Raw genomic sequence first — 19,134 nt, forward strand, 5'->3', positions numbered from 1 at the left:
TCCCAGAGAAGAGATCAAAGAAACTCAACGGCCCTTGCACTGGCGCCAGTTCTCCTGTCAGCTTCGGTGCATCTTTCGTTATCGCGACCGTCCGCTGACCGACCCACCCTCAACCTTCTCCGGGCTTCTTCACCAGAAGTCCGTTCAGAAGCAGATCGAGATGGGCGGCGCGGTAGCCCTTTATGTCGATGTCCATGGCTTCTTCGAAGATGATCCTCAGAACGGTGAGCGTCATCAGCGGTGCGATGACGAGTTCGGGGAAGGCGATGTAGTCGTTTTTCAGTTCGCCGGCTGCGGCACCTTCCTTGATGAGTTCGATGATCCTGTCGATCAGGGGCTGGAAGACACATTGCTCATGCCGGGCGACGATGTCGGGGAACTTCTGGCCCTCGGCGATGATCAGTTTGAGGATTTCGCGGTTCTGGCGGTCTTGGTCGAGATGATCGTAGAGTGCGCCCAGAAGCGATCTGATCTTCTCGGAGGCCGTGCCGGTGCGGGTGTCCTCGCTCTTGACGATGTCGGCGAAGGATGTCGAGGCATGGCGGATGGTGGCTTCGAAGAGAATTTCCTTGGTCTCGAAGTACACATAAATGGTGCCCTTGGTGACGCCGACATGTTTGGCGATGTCCTCAACCCGTGTTGCGGCGTACCCGTTCTTGACGAATTCGGTGAAGGCCGCGTCCAGGATCTGCGCGGGGCGGAGCTCTTTCTGCTCGGCGCGCGTCAGTTTCTTTCCCGCCTTGGAGTGGCACAGCTTAAACATCGGTGATCGGCATCCCATTCATTCGGCATCGATAGTGCTGAAGCAAGTCGCGATCGTTCAGATTCGCGTCGCCGCTTCGTTCTTTGTTTTATCGCATATCGTTATCGCAAAACCGCTGCATAGTTTTTCGTGCAGCAGGCTTAAGAAGTTATCATTGACTTTCCAGTCAGTCAAATATACGCAATCACGATATCTCGATGATAAGGCCCACCCATGAAGCAGATTTTGAGCGTGCTCCTGATTGCGAGCGCCGGTTTTTTGACCGCGTGCAGTCCAAAGGAAGGCGAAGGAGAACCGGACTTGCGCCAGGTCCGGGTGGTGACGGTTGAGAACAGCCAGGTGGTGTCCGGCGGAGCCGTGACCGGCGAAATCCGCGCGCGTATCGAGACCGATCTGTCCTTCCGTGTGGGCGGCAAGATCATTGATCGTCAGGTCGATGTTGGAGACCATGTGAGAGCGGGCCAGGTTCTGGCGCGCATCGATGCGGAAGAGCAGCAGGCCGATCTGGCGGTTGCCGAGGCCAATCTCGAGGCCGCTGTGGCGCAGCGCATCCAGGCAGAGCTGGCCTTTGCCCGCCAGCAGAAACTTTTCGAAACGCAGGTGACGCCACGCTCGGCACTCGATCAGGCGCAGGAAGCGCTTTCCACCGCGCAGGGCAGTGAGCGGTCGGCGCAGGCGCAGCTTGGCAGCGCCAAGGAAGCGCTCTCCTATACCGAACTGAAAGCCGATCAGGATGGGTTGATCACCGCGCGCAATGCCGAAGTGGGGCAGGTGGCGCAGGCGGCATCGCCCATCTTCACGCTGGCGCAGGATGGCCCGCGCGACGCGATCTTCGAAGTGGTGGAAACGCTCTTCCTCGGCCGCGAGATTCAGCCGGAGGTGAAGATCACGCTTCTGACCGATCCCGACCGGCAGGTGATGGCCAAGGTCCGCGAGATTTCCCCCACCATCGATTCCTCCACCGGAACGGTGAAGGTGAAGGTCGGGCTTGGGGTGGACGTTCCCATGCCGCTCGGCGCTGCCGTGCAGGGCAATTTCCTCTATGAGCCACAGGCCGCCATGGTGCTGCCTTGGTCGGCGATTTCCTCCAAGGATGGAAGGCCGGCTGTCTGGGTCGTCGATCCCGCCTCGTCGAAAGTGGCGCTGCGCGCCATCGAGGTCGAAGATTATGAAACAGGTCATTTCATCGTCAAGCAGGGGCTGAAGCCCGGTGAGAGCGTGGTGGCCGAGGGTGGCAAGTTCCTGCGCCCGGATGAAAAGGTCGCTTTCGAGAAGGTGGCAGTACAATGATCAGAACCCAGATTGCTACCCTCCTTCTATCGGGGCTGCTGCTTTCCGCCTGCAGCGAGGATAAGTCCGAGGCCCCACCGCCGCCGCGCCCCGTGCTTTCGGTGGTGGCCAAGGAAATGCCCGTGCAGTCTCTCAGCTTTGCGGGAACGGTGTCTCCGCGCTTCGAGGCCGAGCTTGGTTTTCGCACGCTGGGGCGTCTCACGTCTCGCACCGTCAGCGTCGGCGATCTCGTGGAGAAGGGGCAGGTCATTGCCACCATCGATCCGACATCGCTGGAGCTTGCCGTGCGCAGCGCCCAATCGGATCTTTCCAATGCGCAGGCGCAGCTTCGCAATGCGCAGAGCACGCAGCAGCGCCAGTTGCAGCTTGCCGAAACGCGCTCCGGCACCCGGGCCGCATTGGAAGAGGCGGAACAAGGGCTGAAGACCGCAAGCGCCTCCGTGGCGCGGGCGCAGGCCAATCTCAACAAGGCGAATGAGCAGCTGAGCTATGCGCAGCTTGCCGCCGAATTCGACGGCGTGGTGACGGCAACCTCGGCAGAACTCGGCCAGGTGGTGACCGTCGGCCAGGTGGTGGTGACGATTGCCAAGCCGGACGAGCGCGATGCGGTGATCGACGTGCCGCAGTCCATTGCCGAGCAGCTGAAACTTGGCACGCCCTTCGACGTGGCGCTGCAGCTCGATCCGCAGGTGCGGGTGGCGGGCACGGTGCGCGAGATCGCGCCGCAGGCCGATACGGCCACACGAACGCGCCGCACGAAGATCGCGCTTGACCACCCGGGTGATGCCTTCCGGCTGGGTGCGGTGATCCGCGCTTCGGCCAGCATCGCCTCCAAACCCAATCTGATGCTGCCGGCCACCGCCATCCGCACGCGCGACAGCCAAACCGCCGTGTGGATTGTCGATGAGGCCGCCGCAAAGGTTACGCTTCGCCCGGTCGTGCTGGAGGGTCCGCCGAACGCCTATGGCTATGTGGTTGTCAAAGAGGGCGTGAAGCCGGGGGAGCGTGTCGTTATTGCAGGCGTCAACTCGCTTGAGGACGGGCAGTCCATTCGCATCGATCAGGAGCGCGTACAGTGAAAAAGTTCAATCTCTCCGAATGGGCATTGGCGCACCGCTCGCTCGTCTCCTATTTCATGATCGTCTTCCTCATTGCAGGCGTGTTTTCCTATCTCAATCTCGGGCGTGAAGAAGATCCGAACTTCACCATCAAGACGATGGTGATTTCCGCCGCCTGGCCGGGGGCGACGGCCGAAGAGGTCAGCCGTCAGGTAACGGACCGCATCGAGAAGAAGCTGCAGGAGCTGGAATCGCTCGATTATACCCGCAGCGAAACGACCGCCGGCAAGACCACCGTCTTCCTCGAGCTTCTGCCCACCACCAAGGCGCGGGATGTGGAGCCGACCTGGCGCCGCGTCCGCAACATGATCAGCGATATCAAGGGCGAGTTTCCCTCGGGCGTGCAGGGGCCCTTCTTCAACGATCGCTTCGGCGACGTCTTCGGCAATATCTTTGCCTTTACCAGCGACGGGCTGTCTCAGCGCCAGCTGCGCGATCTCGTCGAAGATGCGCGCTCCAAAATCCTGACCATCGAGAATGTCGGCAAGGTCGATATTATCGGGGCGCAGGACGAGGCGATCTATCTGGAGTTTTCCACCCGCAAGATTGCAGCGCTCGGCATCGATCGCCAGTCGATCATCGCCACGCTGCAGGCGCAGAATGCGGTGACGCAATCCGGCTTCGTGACCGCTGGGCCGGAGCGCATCGCCATCCGTGTGGGCGGACAGTTCGCCTCGGAAAACGCGCTGGAATCCATCAATCTGCGCGTCAATGACCGCTTCTTCCCGTTAACCGATGTGGCGACGATCCATCGCGGCTATGTCGATCCGCCGACGGCACTCTTCCGCTACAATGGCAAGCCGGCCATCGGTCTTGCCATCGGCATGCGGGCCGGTGCCAACCTGCTGGAGTTCGGTGAAGCCGTCGATGAACACATCAAGGCGGTCGTCGCAGACCTACCGATCGGCGTCGAGGTCAACCGCGTGTCCGATCAGCCCGCAGTGGTGGAGGAGGCTGTGTCCGGCTTCACCCGTGCGCTGTTCGAAGCGGTTGCCATCGTTCTTGTCATCAGCTTCATCAGCCTTGGTCTTCGCGCCGGTCTGGTGGTTGCGGTGTCCATTCCGCTCGTGCTCGCCATCACCTTCGTCTACATGGAATATACCGGCATTTCGTTGCAGCGCATCTCGCTTGGTGCGCTGATCATTGCGCTCGGTCTTCTGGTCGATGACGCGATGATTGCGGTGGAGATGATGGTGGCGCGGCTGGAGGAGGGCGACGATCTGCGCAAGGCCGCGACCTATGTTTACACGTCCACCGCCTTCCCGATGCTGACCGGCACACTCGTGACCGTCGCGGGCTTCATCCCGATCGGCCTCAACAGCAGTGCGGCGGGTGAGTTCACCTTCACGCTGTTTGTCGTCATTGCGGTTTCGCTGCTGGTCTCCTGGATCGTCGCGGTTCTCTTCACCCCGCTTCTCGGCGTGTTGATGCTGCCCAAGACGATGAAGCAGCATCACGACAAGAAGGGCCGGGTTGCGACGATCTTCTCGCGTCTATTGACGACAGCCATGCGCTGGCGCTGGGTGACCATTCTGTTGACCATCGGTGTCTTCGGCGTCTCCGTCGCCGGCATGGGTCTGGTGCAGCAGCAGTTCTTCCCAAGCTCCGACCGGCCGGAACTGATCATCGACTGGAACCTGCCGCAGAACAGCTCGATTGCCGAGACCAACCGGCAGATGGCAAAGTTCGAGCAGGACAAGCTCGCCAACAATCCTGATATCGACCACTGGACGACCTATGTGGGGCAGGGCGCGCCGCGCTTCATTTTGTCCTTCGACGTGCAGAACCAGAACGTCTTCTTCGGCCAGACGGTGATCGTGCCGAAAAGCCTGGAAGCGCGTGACCGGGTGCGCGGCGATTTCCAGAAATATCTGAACGAGACGTTTCCCGGCACCGATGCCTTCGTAAAACTGCTCGATATCGGCCCGCCGGTCGGCAAGCCGGTGCAGTATCGCATCAGCGGTCCGGACGTCCAGAAGGTGCGCGACATCTCCATGCGCTTTGCCGGTGTCGTCGGCCAGCATCCGCTGCTCACCAACATGATCTTCGACTGGAACGAGCCATCGCGCGTGGTCAAGGTCGATGTGTTGCAGGACAAGGCCCGGCAGCTTGGCGTGAGCTCGGAAGATATTGCCACCGTGCTGAACAGCATCGTCGAAGGCGCGAGCGCCACGCAGGTGCGCGACAATATCTACCTCATCGATGTGATCGGACGTGCTGACGCTCAGGAGCGCGGCTCGATCGAGACGTTGCAGAACCTGCAGATTGCAGGCTCCGACGGAAAGCTCATCCCGCTCTCGGCCGTGGCGAACCTGCGCTATGATGTGGAACAAGCCATGATCGCATCGCGCGACCGCATCCCGACCATCACGCTGAAAGCGGCGATCAAGGGGCCGACCCAGCCGGCGACGATCGTCACCCAGCTTCAGCCGCAGGTGGATGCCTTCATCAAGACGCTGCCGGTCGGCTACAAGGTCGAGATCGGCGGCGCCGTGGAATCGAGCGCCGAAGCGCAAGGACCGATTGCCGCCGTCGCACCGATGATGCTCTTTGCCATGGCGACGATCCTGATGATCCAGCTGCAGAGCTTCAGCCGCCTGTTCCTGGTCTTTGCGGTGGCTCCAACAGCGCTGATCGGCGTGGTGGCGGCACTGCTTCTCAGCAACGCGCCGATGGGCTTCGTGGCGATCCTCGGCATTCTGGCGCTGATCGGCATCCTTATCCGAAACTCGGTCATCCTGGTGGTGCAGATCGAGCATCTGCGCATGGAGGGCGTGCCTGCCTGGCAAGCCGTGATCGAGGCGACCGAGCACCGCATGCGCCCGATCATGCTGACGGCGGCGGCTGCGACACTGGCACTTATCCCGATTTCGCGCGAAGTCTTCTGGGGGCCGATGGCCTATGCGATGATGGGCGGTATCGTGGTCGGCACGGTGCTGACACTGCTCTTTTTGCCGGCGCTTTACGTGACCTGGTTCCGCATCAAGCCGGAGGAGAAGACGGCCGAGCCAGAGGCGAAAGCCGAAGGCGACGCCAAGCCTGCTTGAAAAAACAAGCTGGAGGCGATCCCGTTTAAGTTCTGAATCTGGGGCTCACCCCCCTCTGTCCTGCCGGACATCTCCCCCTCAAGGGGGGAGATCGACTCGTGGCGAACTCTCGCACTTCGTCGACGTTGATGATGAAATGGGGGAGCATCCCTCTTGCCATTCTCCCCCCTTGAGGGGGAGATGTCCGGCAGGACAGAGGGGGGTGCGGCACCCCTCGGGCATGCCCGCCAGAAAGAACAGAAGTGGGGCGACCGAAATAGAACGCCTCTCGCTCGTCATCCTCAAGCTTGACCTGAGGATCCATGTTTTTCGATCACTTGAGGATTGGGTCGTGGATCCTCGCCTCAAGGGCGAGGATGACGGGGAGGAGGGGTTTAGCGTTACATCAACGTCGCGCGGAAGGAAACCCGCCTACCTCTTATCACAGAGTACACAGAAGAAGAGCCATTGGCGTATTTTACTGTGGTGTCCGGAAGGACGGACGGCGTTCGGAAGAACGCTTACGACGCGCCAGCGCCGCGCATGCGGGCGAGGCCGTCGACGGCGGGCTTGTATTTGGGGTCGAGGCGGGCGGCGTGGTTGTAGGATTTCAGCGCCTTGTCGCGTTCGCCGCGGCGCTCATAGACCAGTGCCTGGTTGGCCCAGGATTCCGCGCGGCTGTCATCCAGCGCGATGGCGTGGTTGAAATCGGCAAAGGCGTTTTCGTCGTCGTTCAGCGCCACATAGGAAATGCCGCGACCGTTGTATGGCTCGGGCGAGTTGGGCGAAAGCGAGATGGCCTTGGAGAAATCTTCGATGGCCTGGCTGTGCTGGCTGCGCAGCTGGTAGATCAGGCCGCGATTGTGATAGGCGCGGCCATCGGTGGTGTCGGTGTTGATGGCGGCGGTGAAGTCGTTGAAGGCTTCGTTGGTGCGGCCCGTCTGGCGGTAGAGGTTGCCGCGACCGATCAGCGCCACGTCGTAATTCGGGTTGATCTGCAGCGCGCTGTTATAATCCTGCAGCGCCTGCTGCTGCTGGCCCATGTTGCGGTAGACGAGCGCGCGGTTGGCGTAAGCCTGATAGAAGCGTGGATTGAGCTGCAGGGCCTGATTGAAGTCGGCAATGGCGCGCTTGGAGTCACCGGCGCGGCCGTAAGCCGAGCCACGGACGTTATAGCCTTCCGGATCCTGCGGGTTGGCGTTGATGACCGAGGTCAGCGAGGCGATGTTCTGTTCAGACCCTTGAGCGCGGTCGATCTGGAACACGTCGTTTGTCGTGTTGGTGGTGGCGCAGCCGGCAAGAGCCGCAACCATGCCGCAGAGGATGAGGGTGGAAGAAAGCCGCATGGTTTTTCTCTGAGATACGCCGTGGAACAGGGCGATAGGACGTCTGGATTCACCGGTATCAACAGCGTTCATGCGGTATGGGTTCCCTCTCAAGGCTGATCATGCAGAGCCAATTATGCAGGCCCGATCGTGCAAAGCGAATTCAGACATGCTAAACCGTGTCGCGATCTTTCAGATCCGCTCCTTCACGCTTTAGGCCTTCTTCTCTCGCATGTCGTTATCGCAAAACCGGTCACCGCTTTTGCGCGACATGCTTTAGAGCGCCGTGCGTCCTATTGGACGCACAAAGGACGCTCCATCTTCTTTGAGCCACGCATCGTGCTTTCCGAAAACCCTATCCGATTTTTGGGCCGATGCTGTAAAACTCAAAGAGCGGCGGCGAAATAATCGCCCCCGCCCCATAAGCATTCAAAAACGTCGAAAAGACGGCCTATTAGCGGCTCGCAGCACGTGGAGCAGCAATCAGACCTTCGCGCTGCATGCGCTTGCGAGCAAGCTTGCGAACGCGGCGAACGGCTTCAGCCTTTTCGCGAGCGCGCTTCTGCGAAGGCTTCTCGTAATAATCACGCATCTTCATTTCGCGGAAGATACCTTCGCGCTGCATTTTCTTCTTGAGAGCGCGAAGCGCCTGATCAACGTTGTTATCGCGGACTAGTACCTGCACGTGAATCCCGTTCCTTTAGGTTGGTTATCTTGCCATGCGAATAAAGGCATTCGCAGGCAAACAAAAAAGCGTTCGTGTGGCCGGGTTGGCCGCGCGATTGGTGTGGTGCAATATCAGATCGTTTCCTTGAAGTCCAGCCGTTAACTGTGTCTCTCGGTGAAAATACAAGGGGTGCCGAGAAAGTTATGACGCATGTCAAAACAATCATGTCGCGGCGTCGCAAAATGAACACTGAACACTGCGCATATTTGCCATTCATAGGTCTCAGCCGGAATAATCCAGCGTGTCTTCAGGGAGTTGCTTGCGAATGCGCAAATTTTCTGTTTTTGCCGTGGCTCGCGAGGCAATGCGGGCCCACAAGGGATGGGATGCCCAGTGGGCTTCTCCCGAGCCGCGCAAGGAATATGACGTCATCATCATCGGTGGCGGCGGCCATGGTCTCGGTGCCGCTTATTATCTGGCCAAGGAACATGGCATCACGAATATTGCCGTTCTGGAAAAGGGCTGGCTCGGCGGCGGCAATACCGGCCGCAACACCACCATCATCCGCTCGAACTATCTCTATGAAGAGAGCATGGATATGTACGAGCACTCCCTCAAATTGTGGGAAGGCTTGAGCCAGGATCTGAACTACAACGTCATGTATTCGGCACGCGGCGTGATGATGCTGTCGCACAATGTGCATGACCAGCAGTCCTTCAAGCGCCATATCAATGCCAACCGCCTCTATGGCATCGACAATGAATGGCTGACGCCGGAAGAGGCCAAGGCCTACTGTCCGCCACTCGATATTTCTGCGAACGCGCGCTACGCCATCAATGGTGCTGCCCTGCAGCGTCGCGGTGGTACCGCCCGTCACGATGCTGTTGCCTGGGGCTATGCCCGTGCGGCGTCCGATCGCGGCGTCCACATCATCCAGAACTGCGAAGTCACCGCGATCCGTCGTGGGCCGGATGGCGCAGTGACGGGTGTGGAAACCAATCGTGGCTTCATTGGCGCCAAGAAGATCGGCGTATCGGCGGCCGGTCACTCCTCCGTCATCATGAAAATGGCCGATGTGCGCGTGCCGCTTGCTTCCAACCCGTTGCAGGCTCTGGTCTCCGAGCCGCTGAAACCCATCTTCCCCTGCGTGGTGATGTCCAACACCGTGCATGCCTATATCTCGCAGTCCGACAAGGGCGAGCTGGTCATCGGTGCCGGTACCGACCAGTACAACTCTTATTCGCAGACCGGCGGCCTGCAGATCATCACGCATACGCTGGACGCCATCTGCGAACTCTTCCCGATCTTCCGTCGTGTGAAGATGATGCGCCAGTGGGGCGGCATTACCGACAACACACCGGATCGTTCGGCGATCCAGAGCGTGACGCCGGTTCCAAACCTCTTTGTCAATTGCGGCTGGGGTACGGGCGGCTTCAAGGCCACGCCAGGCTCTGCGCATCTCTTCGCGCATCTGATTGCGCGCGGCGAGCCGCACCGGCTGGCGGCAGGGCTGAACCTCGACCGGTTCCGCACTGGACGGTTGATCGACGAGGCGGCAGCCGCGGCGGTTGCCCATTGAAGATGCCGGCTGCTCTCCTTGCAGCCATGTGTATGGCCTCTGCGGCCGATGCCGGTCCGGTTGTTCCCGAGGCTGGCGATTTTCGAGTGCAGGCCATCCGCAAGGTGCAGGGAGAGGACAACTGGCCGTTTCTGGCGGAAGAGGGCTTCCTGATGTGCGCTCCAAGCCTTGGCCAGAAGCTCGTCTATTTCGTGCCGAAGGGTGCAGATGGCGAGAATGAATATCCCGTCGCCCTCGACAGCAATCTGATGTCGATGGCGGTGGTCAATATCGGGCGCGGCAACGCGTTTCGGCCCTATACGAATTTTGAAGATCTGACGAACAGGCTCTCCCCCTACATCACCATGGGAAAGCGCCTGTGTGACCAACCCGCCGGAACGGTGATTCCGGAAAGCTCTCTTTGAGGGAACATCATGCTGCTGATCCGTTGTCCATATTGCGAAGAAGAACGCTCCGAGCTGGAGTTCCGCTGGGCTGGCGAGGCGCATATTGCCCGCCCTGAAAACATTGCCGGGATCTCCGACGAGGAGTTTGCCGAGTATTTCTTCATGCGCGATAACGACAAGGGCATGGTCTATGAGCGCTGGCGCCATATCCATGGCTGCGGCCGCTTCTTCAACGCGGCGCGCCATTCCGTGACCGACAAGTTTTACCTGACATACAAGGCGGGCGAGCCGAAGCCGGATGAGGCTTCGCTTCTCTCCTCCAGCGAAGGAGCAGCCCGATGAGTGGCGCTTACCGTATCAAGGGTGCCGGCCGCCTGACGCCTGCCCGCACCGCCCGCTTCAACTTCGACGGCAAGAGCTATACTGCGCTTCAGGGAGACACGGTTGCCTCCGCATTGCTGGCAAATGGCGTGCACCTGATCGGCCGCTCGTTCAAATATCACCGTCCGCGCGGCTTTCTGTCTGCCGGTCCGGAAGAGCCGAATGCGCTGATCGACGTGTCGCGCGATGCCTCCCGCCGCCAGCCGAACGTGCGCGCCACGGTGCAGGAAGTCTTCGACGGGGCGATCGTCTCGTCGCAGAACCGCTATCCGTCGCTGTCCTTCGATGTCGGCGCGATCAACGATTTCTTCTCGCCCTTCTTTGCGGCGGGCTTCTACTACAAGACCTTCATGTGGCCGAAGGCGGCATGGCACAAGCTCTATGAGCCGATCATCCGCCGCGCCGCGGGTCTCGGCAGCGCGCCGAAACAGGGCGATACCGACCAATATGCCAGCCGTTATGCCCATTGCGACGTGCTGGTGGCCGGTGGCGGTGCTGCCGGTCTGACGGCGGCGCTTTCTGCGGCCAAGACGGGTGCCAAGGTCATGCTGGTCGACGAGAACCCGACGGTTGGCGGTGCGCTGCGCTTTGAAAGCGGCACCGTGATCGACGGCAAGAACGGCTATGACTGGGCGCAGTCGGTTTTGGCCGAGCTGAAGGCGATGCCGAATGTGGAGGTGCTGACCCGCACCACCGTCTTCGGTTACTACAACCACAACTTCATCGGCCTGGCCGAGCGCGTGACCGACCACCTGGCAAGCCCGGCGCTGCATGAGCCGCGCGAGCGCCTGTGGCAGGTGCGCGCCAAGAAGGTGGTGATGGCGACCGGCGCCATCGAGCGCCACATGGTATTCGCCAATAACGACCGCCCCGGCATCATGCTGGCGTCCGCTGCCCGCACCTATCTCAACCAGTATGGCGTGGCTGTCGGCCACAATGTTGGTGTCTACACCGCCCAGGACAGCGCCTATGAGGCGGCCTTCGACCTGAAGCGCGCCGGTGTCAAGATCGCGGCGATCGTCGATTGCCGTCCTAATCCGAGCGCAAAGCTTCTGGACGAGGCGCGCGCGCTTGGTATCGAGGTTCTGGCTGGCCACAGCGTCTTCGATACGGCGGGCCGCCTTCGCGTCACCTCCATGACGGTTGGCCGCAATGGCGGTTCGGGCAAGCGCAAGATCGCTGTCGATGCGCTGATCGTCTCGGCCGGCTGGACGCCATCGGTCCATCTCTTCTCGCAGTCTCGCGGCAAACTGAAATATGACGCGCCGAACCAGCGCTTCCTGCCCGACGTGCACGTGCAGGACTGCGTTTCGATCGGCGCCTGCAACGGTACCGACGATCTCTCCGCGCTGCTTTCCGAAGCGGCTGCGGCTGGGGGCGGCGAAGTTGCCGTTTCCGGCAGCAATGCCAACACCTGGACGGGCGGCATGATCGGCGCTGCCGAAGGTGCGGGTGCAGACCAAAGCGTCAAGGCCTTCATCGACTTCCAGCACGATGTCTGCGCCAAGGATATCCGCCTTGCGGTACGCGAAGGCATGCACTCCATCGAGCACATCAAGCGCTTCACCACCAACGGCATGGCGTCCGACCAGGGCAAGATGTCCAACATGCATGGTCTTGCCATTGCATCGGAAGCGCTGGGCCGCGATCTGCCGAAGGTCGGTCTCACCACCTTCCGCGCACCTTACACGCCGGTGACCTTCGGTACGCTGGTCGGCCATTCGCGTGGCAAGCTGTTCGATCCGGCCCGCAAGACGCCGATGCATGCCTTGGAAGAAGCAGAAGGTGCGGCCTTCGAGGATGTCGGTAACTGGAAGCGCGCCTGGTACTATCCGCGTGCGGGCGAAGACATGCATGAGGCAGTCAACCGCGAGTGCAAGACGGTGCGCGAAAGCGTTGGCGTCTTCGATGCCTCCACGCTCGGCAAGATCGAGGTTGTCGGCCCGGATGCGGCGAAGTTCCTCAACCTGCTCTACACCAATGCCTGGGATACGCTGAAGCCCGGTCGCTGCCGCTACGGCATCATGACCCGCGAAGACGGTTTCGTCTATGATGACGGTGTTGTCGGTCGCATGGCGGAAGACCGCTTCCACGTGACGACGACGACGGGCGGCGCGCCACGCGTGCTGCACCACATGGAAGACTATCTGCAGACGGAATTCCCGCATCTCAACGTCTGGCTGACCTCCGCCACCGAACAATGGGCGGTGATCGCGGTGCAGGGACCGAAGGCGCGCGAGGTGATTGCGCCGCTGGTGGAAGGTATCGATCTTTCGCCCGAAGCGTTCCCGCATATGGCGGTGGCGGAAGGCAAGATCTGCGGCGTGCCGACGCGTCTTTTCCGCGTGTCGTTTACCGGCGAACTCGGCTTCGAAGTCAACGTACCTGCCGATTTCGGCCCGGCCGTTTGGCAGGCCATTGCCGAGCGGGCGAAAGCCGTCGGCGGCTGCCTTTATGGCACCGAGACAATGCACGTGCTGCGCGCCGAAAAGGGCTACATCATCGTCGGCCAGGATACCGATGGCACGGTGACGCCCGACGATGCGGGCCTTGGCTGGGCTGTCTCCAAGAAGAAGACGGACTTCGTCGGTATTCGCGGTCTGCAGCGCCCGGATCTGACCCGCAGCGGCCGCAAGCAGCTTGTCGGTCTCTTGCCGAAGAACGCGCATGAGGTGCCGGAAGAGGGCGGCCAGATCGTCGTCGATCCGAATGCACCCAAGCCGATGACAATGCTCGGTCACGTCACATCGTCCTACTGGTCCGAAAATCTCGGTCGCGCCATCGCTTTCGGTCTGGTGGCCGATGGCCGGGCGCGGATGGGTGAGACCCTCTACATTCCGCTTGCCGACAGGACGATTGCAGTCGAGGTGACGGACATGGTGTTCTTCGACAAGGAAGGAGGCCGGATCAATGGCTGATTTGGCGACAGCAAAGCGTACATTCGTTCTCGACGGCGTGCATGGCGGTTCCGCCGGTACATCCATCAAGCCTGCGGCACCGGCCTACCGGCTGGTGCTGCGCGCGCGGCCAGAGGCGGTGGAGGCCGTATCTCAGGCGCTCGAACTTGCCCTGCCGACACGCCCGAAAACCTCTGCGACCTCGGGACTGCGCTCGGCCTTGTGGATCGGCCCGGATGAGTGGCTGGTCATCGACCAGGGCGAAGCCGACCTGATGGCAGCACTTTCCAGCACGACCGGACTGTTTTCCGCAACCGACGTCTCCCACCGCAACCTCGCCATCATCGTTTCCGGCCCCGGCGCCGAAACGACGATCAATGCCGGCTGCCCGCAGGACCTCTCGCTTGCCGCCTTCCCGGTCGGCGCCTGCACCCGCACAGTCTTCGGCAAGGCGGAAGTGGTGCTGCTGCGCGTGGCCGATGACACCTTTCGCGTGGAGTGCTGGCGCTCCTTTGCGGACTATGTGTTCGGTCTGCTGGACGAGGGTTCGCGGGACGCTTGAGGCGCGCGCTTTAGTCATTCAGGCGCCCTAAGCCGTTGAAAAGATGGATCCTCGGGTCGAGCCCGAGGATGACGCAGGTTGGGTTTTGCCCCTCGTCCTGACCGGCCTCTCCGTGCCGCTCTTTCTACTGCCTTGATCCCAGCGCCAGACGGCAGGCGAGCCCGGCAAAGACCCCTGCCAGTAGATAGTGCGGCAGTTTGGGAAAGCGGCTGATGCCGGAAAGCCGCTGGCGGATGTTGCTGCCAAGAAGAATCACGGTGCCATTCACCAGAAAGCCGATGCCGTTCAGGATGGTGGCGAGGATCACCATCTGGAGGACGAGCGCATTGCCATCCGGATTGATGAACTGCGGAAAGAGCGCCAGAACGAAGAGCGCCATTTTCGGGTTGAGGATGTTGGTGGCGAGGCCTTCCAGAAAAATCCGTCTTGAGGACAGCCGTTTCAATCCGGTTGTGGGCGAAAAGCCCGCGCCCTGTGAGCGCACGGTTTTGACGGCAAGATACAAGAGATAGGCGCAACCCGCCCAGCGGACGATCTCGTAGGCGACCGGTACCGTCAGAAACAATTGCGAGAGGCCCAAGGCTGCGGCAATCGCGTGGCAATAGGTCCCGGCGGCTATTCCGGCATAGGTCAGAAAACCTGCGGACCGGCCCTGGCTGACACTGCGCGAGGCGATCAGCAGCATATCCGGACCGGGTGTAGCCGTCAGCACGAGGGCTGCGGCGGCAAAGAGCATGAGGGTGGGGAATTCCGGCATGGTATTTTCCTTTTGAAAATGAGGCCGGAATTCCGATCTATCATGGGCGACGCAGATAGCAAGCGCCGTTGTGCCGCTAAGCCGATTTCGCCTGTGCCCGCATGAAGCCCACCGTTGCTGCCCAGAGAACGACGCCGATCAGGAGCAAGACGCCCGCAATCGAATATTGCACCGGATCGCGCCCGGTCCATGGGCCGACGAGGAAGAAGCAGCTGATGGCGCCGAGCACCGGCAGGATGGTCGGTGTGCGGAAGTGCTTGTGCGCCACCTTGTCCTTGCGCAGCACCAGCACCGCGACATTGACGATGGTGAAAACGCCGAGCAGCAGGAGAGCCGTTGTACCGCCAAGCGCTGGAACACCGCCGGCAAAGGCGATGAGTCCGACGGCGATCAGCGAGGTGAAGATGATCGCCACAAAGGGCGTGCGGCGGCCGGAATGGACCTTGCCGAGGGCTGGCGGAAGCACGCCTTCGCGGCTCATGCCGTAGATCAGGCGGCTTGCCATCATCATGTTGATCAGCGCCGAATTGGCGACGGCAAACATAGTGACGACGGCGAAGATGCCGATCGGGAAGTTTGGCGCGCCGGCTTGTACCACCTTCAAGAGCGGCGTTTCGCCTTCGCCGAGTTCGGCAGCGGGCACGAGGGTGATGGCGGAAATGGCGACCAGAATATAGATGATGCCGGTGATGACGAGACCGCCGAGCAGCACTTTCGGAAAGATGCGGGCGGGCTGCTTGCATTCTTCGGCCATGTTGACCGAATCCTCAAAACCGACCATGGCGAAGAAGGCAAGTGTGGTGGCGGCCACCACCGACCAGATGACGCCGTGTTCACCCGCAGGCTGGAAGGTCCAGGCGCGCGACACATCGCCCTGACCATTGCCGATGGCCCAGAAGCCGATGCAGATGATCAACAGCAGGCCGGTCAGCTCCACCACCGTCAGCACCACATTCATCTTCACGCTTTCACCGACGCCACGGAAATTGATGAGTGCGACGGCAACGATGAAGGCAATAGCGATGCCGGTGACACCGAAGCCGCCGAAATCGAAGCCGGTGACGGTGGCGAAATTGGCGGCAAAGGCGCGCGAGGCGGTGGAGGCGGAGGTCACACCCGACGACATGACGGTGAAGGCGACGAGGAAGGTGATGAAGTGAACGCCGAAAGCCTTGTGGGTATAAAGGGCAGCGCCTGCGGCGCGCGGATATTTCGTCACCAGTTCGAGATAGCTGCAGGCGGTCAAAAGTGCCACGGCAAAAGCGATGAGGAAGGGCAGCCAGACCACGCCACCCACTTCGGCGGCGACCTGACCGGTCAGCGCGTAGATGCCGGTGCCGAGAATATCCCCGACGATGAACAGAAGAAGCAGCCCCGGCCCCATGACGCGTTTAAGCTCAGTGCTTTGCTCGCCTGCATCATCCGGTTGTGTAATGTTTTGCGCCATATAGAATTCCCCCAAATAATATCGGCTTTAACGTGAGGGCTGGATGAAGGTTCCCGCGAGAGAAGAGCAAATGGCGCCAAGTGCTTGCGCTGGAATTGGCTGGAGGAATGGCGATGGTTTCTGCTATAGAGGATACAGCTTTTGGGCGAAGGGCTGAAGCCGCGCCCGACCCGTCATGGTCGGGCTCGACTAACCACGAGCCATTGAAAGCAGGGACCCTCGTGGCCGAGCCCGAGGACGACGAGGGGAACAGGTTAGTACTTCATTGCAGCCTGGCAGCCTTGGCTGGAGCCTTCTATAGAGGATATGATGCAGATACAGGTCGGCCATTATCCGCAATTGCAGATGCTCTGCTGGAGCAGGGACGCGAACGCGTGCTTGACTGGCGAAGAAGCGTTCTCGATCTACGAGCGCAATTGGCGCTTTGTCGACACTGAGGCACTGACCACAGAAGAGAAAGCGTTGATCGACGATCTGGTTGAGCGATACGGCCCTTTGCTGATAGCATCCTGACATATGAGTACTTTCCGCCGTCCGCATCATAACGCTGTCCTGACCGTGCTGAACTCTCTCGACGGAGAGTTGCTGAAACGCGCTGAATGTTTTTTCGGCGGCGAGACCGCGATCGTCCTTAGCCTCGACGAGTATCGTGAAAGCGTCGATATCGACTTTCTCTGTTCGTCTCAGGAAGGCTACAGGATGCTCCGCGAAGCCGTGTGGAGCAGACGATTTTCGGGGCTTGCCAAATCGACTGGGAAGTCGATTGGCCGGGTTTCAACTCTGCGAGACATGCGGGCCGACCAATATGGTATTCGGACCTTTGTGCAGGTGGACGATACCCGCATCAAGTTCGAGATCGTACGCGAGGGTCGTATCGATCTTTCCGGGCAGATGGATGAGCGCTACGGCGTCCCGGTGCTGAGCAGAAGCGATATGTTCGCTGAGAAGCTTTTGGCGAATGCGGACCGCTGGCCTGATAAGGCCGTTTACAGCAGAGATATTATCGATCTGTCGATGATGATTGCTGCGTGGGGCAATGTTCCTGCTGCGGCGTGGCAGAAAGCTCGAGACGCTTACGGTGAGACGGTTACGAGCGCGTATTCCAGGGCTGTCGCGTTGATTCAGGACAGAGAATGGCTCCACACCTGTATGGACGGCATGCAGATGGACCGGCAGCTTGCGTCGCGGATATTGGGAGCGCATGCGAACCCAACGGTCGATCAGGAGCCGGATTGAGCTTCGAATAAAGGCTTGGCTTTGAGCACGCTACCTATGTGACGGTCACCGCACCCAGCCCTTCCAATCCACCCAGCGCCCGTGAAAATCCGCTCGGCCGATCTCCTGTTTTTCACCCGTGGGCCAGATTTGCAGGGTCAGTGCGGCACCGCGTGGCTGGCCATCGCCTTCCATCTGGAGGCGGGCGAGCGGGGCGTCCGGGGTGGCGCGGCTTCCGGCCTCAGTGATCAGCGCTTCGCCCTTCTGTTTGAGGCTGTCTGGAAAATACTGCCAGGCGACGGAGTGGAAGATGACATGGGTGGCGCCGGGCTTCGAGGTTTCGAGCCGTCCTGCCAGCCAGTCGATCGCGTCTGCCTTTTCCACCTGCAGGTGATTGTCGGCGGCGATGGTGAGCGCATTTTGCGTGCGCTCCAGGCGGTCCGCCTGGTCTGCCCAGATGTAGGAGAGCTGGCGCAGGCGGTCGTCGGGATTGGATGGATTCAAGGGATTGAGGTCGCAGCCGGCGCGTTCGAGGACGGTGAAGCTAAGCGGGATGGCTGGCGCTTCGCCGCGCCATTCCGGCGAGAGGAAGACGGGACTGCCCGTTCCCCATTCCGTTTCGCCAAGGCGGTAGCGATAGCGGTCGAGCTGGAGGTTGAGGCCGGCGCTTGCGCCAACCTCTGAAAGGATGAGCGGCCTGCCGGTGCGCTCGGCGACGATGAAGAGACCAGGCAGGAGGGCCGCGGAGCGGCGGACTTCGTTGGTTTGCGGCGGGAACTTCAGTCGCTCTAGGATGAAGGCCTTGTGCTCCTGAAAGGCTTGCTGGCAGGCGGTCCAGAGGTCGGTGTCATTGAGTTCGGTCAGCGGGCTGATCCGGTTTGAACGAACCAGCGCATGCAGGCACCCGGCGGTGCGCAAGGGCACGGAGTCGTCGCTGGGACCGGGCGGGCCGGGCCATGTGAGGATGGTGTGGGCAACGGTGCCTTGCGCGCTGTCCAGCTTTTCGGCAAGCAGCCGGCAGAGCCTGGCGGTGAAGGGCGAACCGAGCGCATCGCACGCTTGCGCCTGCGTCTGGAATGCTTCTCGAACGATTGCTTCCGGCATGGTGCCCTCCGTCCTCTGCCTGTTCTAAGACGTGTCGCGATCTTTTAGATACGCGTCAGACGCCTCAGGTCTTTGCGATCGTAAACCGTCGAACCGTTTGCGCCGACCATGCCTTACGCGTCCTCCGGCCTGTCCTTCGGATCGAATTGCGAGATGGTGGTCCAGCGGGCGGTGAGCGCCGGTTTGCGTTCGTCTTCGATTTCCACCGTCACGTCGTAGGTGTTGGTCAGCATCGATGCGCCGCGAAAGCGGGCTTCGGCCAGGGTGAAACGGCCGCGCACGCGCGCGCCGCTCTTGACCGGGGCGACGAAGGTGACTTTGTCGAAGCCGTAATTGATGCCCATGGTCTGTTCGCGGATTTTCGGCAGTGCGCTGTAGTTCATGGCCGACAGCAGCGAAAGCGTCAGGAAGCCATGGGCAATCGTGCCGCCGAAAGGGCTCTCGGCCTTGGCACGTTCAGGATCGGTGTGGATGAACTGGTCATCCAGCGTGGCCCCCGCAAAGGCATCGATCATTGCCTGATCGACGGTGATCCAGTCGGATACTCCCACTTCCGTGCCGACCAAACCCTTCACTTCACTAAGCGATACGTCTTTCACAGCGCGTGGTCCTTTTCA

Annotated in this window: 17 protein-coding genes; 10 read left to right on the forward strand and 7 right to left on the reverse strand. The window is 60.8% G+C overall.

The window, feature by feature from the left end; all coding sequences use genetic code 11:
- Positions 1–109: 109 nt before the first annotated feature.
- Positions 110–763, reverse strand: coding sequence for a TetR/AcrR family transcriptional regulator (locus PVA19_RS14160; protein ID WP_274103009.1), 654 nt, complete (start codon positions 761–763; stop codon positions 110–112).
- Between the two features lie 213 nt (positions 764–976).
- Here PVA19_RS14160 and PVA19_RS14165 point away from each other — a divergent pair, with 213 nt between their 5' ends.
- From PVA19_RS14165 to PVA19_RS14175, 3 genes are read left to right on the forward strand one after another with little or no spacing between them, the layout of a single operon-like run.
- Positions 977–2,053 carry an efflux RND transporter periplasmic adaptor subunit gene (locus PVA19_RS14165; protein ID WP_274103010.1) on the forward strand — a complete coding sequence of 359 codons (1,077 nt, stop codon included), beginning with the start codon at positions 977–979 and terminating at the stop codon, positions 2,051–2,053.
- Positions 2,050–3,132: an efflux RND transporter periplasmic adaptor subunit gene (locus tag PVA19_RS14170; protein ID WP_274103011.1), complete on the forward strand. Its 1,083-nt coding sequence runs from the start codon at positions 2,050–2,052 to the stop codon at positions 3,130–3,132. Before PVA19_RS14165 ends, PVA19_RS14170 begins: the two co-directional genes overlap by 4 nt.
- A complete protein-coding gene (locus PVA19_RS14175) occupies positions 3,129–6,218 on the forward strand; it encodes an efflux RND transporter permease subunit (protein WP_274103012.1) in 3,090 nt (1,029 codons plus the stop codon). The genes PVA19_RS14170 and PVA19_RS14175 overlap by 4 nt, the downstream gene beginning before the upstream one ends.
- Before the next feature lie 500 nt (positions 6,219–6,718).
- Here the strand turns inward: PVA19_RS14175 and PVA19_RS14180 are convergent, their stop codons facing one another.
- Positions 6,719–7,543 (reverse strand): tetratricopeptide repeat protein, encoded by an 825-nt coding sequence (locus tag PVA19_RS14180; RefSeq protein WP_274103311.1) that lies wholly within the window; start codon positions 7,541–7,543, stop codon positions 6,719–6,721.
- A 433-nt stretch (positions 7,544–7,976) separates the two neighbouring features.
- A complete protein-coding gene (rpsU, locus tag PVA19_RS14185) occupies positions 7,977–8,207 on the reverse strand; it encodes a 30S ribosomal protein S21 (RefSeq protein ID WP_062427830.1) in 231 nt (76 codons plus the stop codon).
- 307 nt (positions 8,208–8,514) lie between these two features.
- Here rpsU and PVA19_RS14190 point away from each other — a divergent pair, with 307 nt between their 5' ends.
- From PVA19_RS14190 to PVA19_RS14210, 5 genes are read left to right on the forward strand one after another with little or no spacing between them, the layout of a single operon-like run.
- Entirely contained in the window at positions 8,515–9,768 is a 1,254-nt protein-coding gene (locus PVA19_RS14190) for a sarcosine oxidase subunit beta family protein (protein ID WP_062427831.1), read from the forward strand.
- A 2-nt stretch (positions 9,769–9,770) separates the two neighbouring features.
- The gene (locus PVA19_RS14195) at positions 9,771–10,172 is read left to right on the forward strand and encodes a hypothetical protein (protein WP_274103014.1); all 402 of its coding nucleotides are present in this window, start codon (positions 9,771–9,773) and stop codon (positions 10,170–10,172) included.
- A gap of 9 nt (positions 10,173–10,181) precedes the next feature.
- Positions 10,182–10,496, forward strand: coding sequence for a sarcosine oxidase subunit delta (locus PVA19_RS14200; RefSeq protein WP_274103015.1), 315 nt, complete (start codon positions 10,182–10,184; stop codon positions 10,494–10,496).
- Positions 10,493–13,453 (forward strand): sarcosine oxidase subunit alpha, encoded by a 2,961-nt coding sequence (locus PVA19_RS14205; RefSeq protein WP_274103016.1) that lies wholly within the window; start codon positions 10,493–10,495, stop codon positions 13,451–13,453. The genes PVA19_RS14200 and PVA19_RS14205 overlap by 4 nt, the downstream gene beginning before the upstream one ends.
- A complete protein-coding gene (locus PVA19_RS14210; RefSeq protein WP_111849398.1) occupies positions 13,446–13,994 on the forward strand; it encodes a sarcosine oxidase subunit gamma in 549 nt (182 codons plus the stop codon). Before PVA19_RS14205 ends, PVA19_RS14210 begins: the two co-directional genes overlap by 8 nt.
- A gap of 124 nt (positions 13,995–14,118) precedes the next feature.
- Here PVA19_RS14210 and PVA19_RS14215 read toward each other — a convergent pair whose 3' ends face one another.
- Both PVA19_RS14215 and PVA19_RS14220 read right to left on the reverse strand, forming a co-directional pair.
- Positions 14,119–14,751, reverse strand: a complete 633-nt coding sequence (locus tag PVA19_RS14215) for a LysE family translocator (RefSeq protein ID WP_111849400.1) — start codon at positions 14,749–14,751, stop codon at positions 14,119–14,121.
- Between the two features lie 76 nt (positions 14,752–14,827).
- On the reverse strand, positions 14,828–16,198 hold the full coding sequence (locus PVA19_RS14220) for an APC family permease (protein WP_274103017.1): 1,371 nt from the start codon (positions 16,196–16,198) through the stop codon (positions 14,828–14,830).
- 309 nt (positions 16,199–16,507) lie between these two features.
- Here PVA19_RS14220 and PVA19_RS14225 point away from each other — a divergent pair, with 309 nt between their 5' ends.
- Together PVA19_RS14225 and PVA19_RS14230 are read left to right on the forward strand one after the other, a co-directional pair.
- The gene (locus tag PVA19_RS14225) at positions 16,508–16,711 is read left to right on the forward strand and encodes a hypothetical protein (protein ID WP_062427972.1); all 204 of its coding nucleotides are present in this window, start codon (positions 16,508–16,510) and stop codon (positions 16,709–16,711) included.
- 3 nt (positions 16,712–16,714) lie between these two features.
- On the forward strand, positions 16,715–17,434 hold the full coding sequence (locus tag PVA19_RS14230) for a nucleotidyl transferase AbiEii/AbiGii toxin family protein (RefSeq protein ID WP_274103018.1): 720 nt from the start codon (positions 16,715–16,717) through the stop codon (positions 17,432–17,434).
- 45 nt (positions 17,435–17,479) lie between these two features.
- Here PVA19_RS14230 and PVA19_RS14235 read toward each other — a convergent pair whose 3' ends face one another.
- Both PVA19_RS14235 and PVA19_RS14240 read right to left on the reverse strand, forming a co-directional pair.
- The gene (locus tag PVA19_RS14235; RefSeq protein ID WP_274103019.1) at positions 17,480–18,517 is read right to left on the reverse strand and encodes a DUF2332 domain-containing protein; all 1,038 of its coding nucleotides are present in this window, start codon (positions 18,515–18,517) and stop codon (positions 17,480–17,482) included.
- Between the two features lie 113 nt (positions 18,518–18,630).
- The gene (locus PVA19_RS14240) at positions 18,631–19,116 is read right to left on the reverse strand and encodes a MaoC family dehydratase (protein WP_062598907.1); all 486 of its coding nucleotides are present in this window, start codon (positions 19,114–19,116) and stop codon (positions 18,631–18,633) included.
- Positions 19,117–19,134 lie beyond the last annotated feature (18 nt).

This window comes from Agrobacterium sp. CNPSo 3708 (assembly GCF_028674915.1).
Classification (GTDB): domain Bacteria; phylum Pseudomonadota; class Alphaproteobacteria; order Rhizobiales; family Rhizobiaceae; genus Agrobacterium; species Agrobacterium cavarae.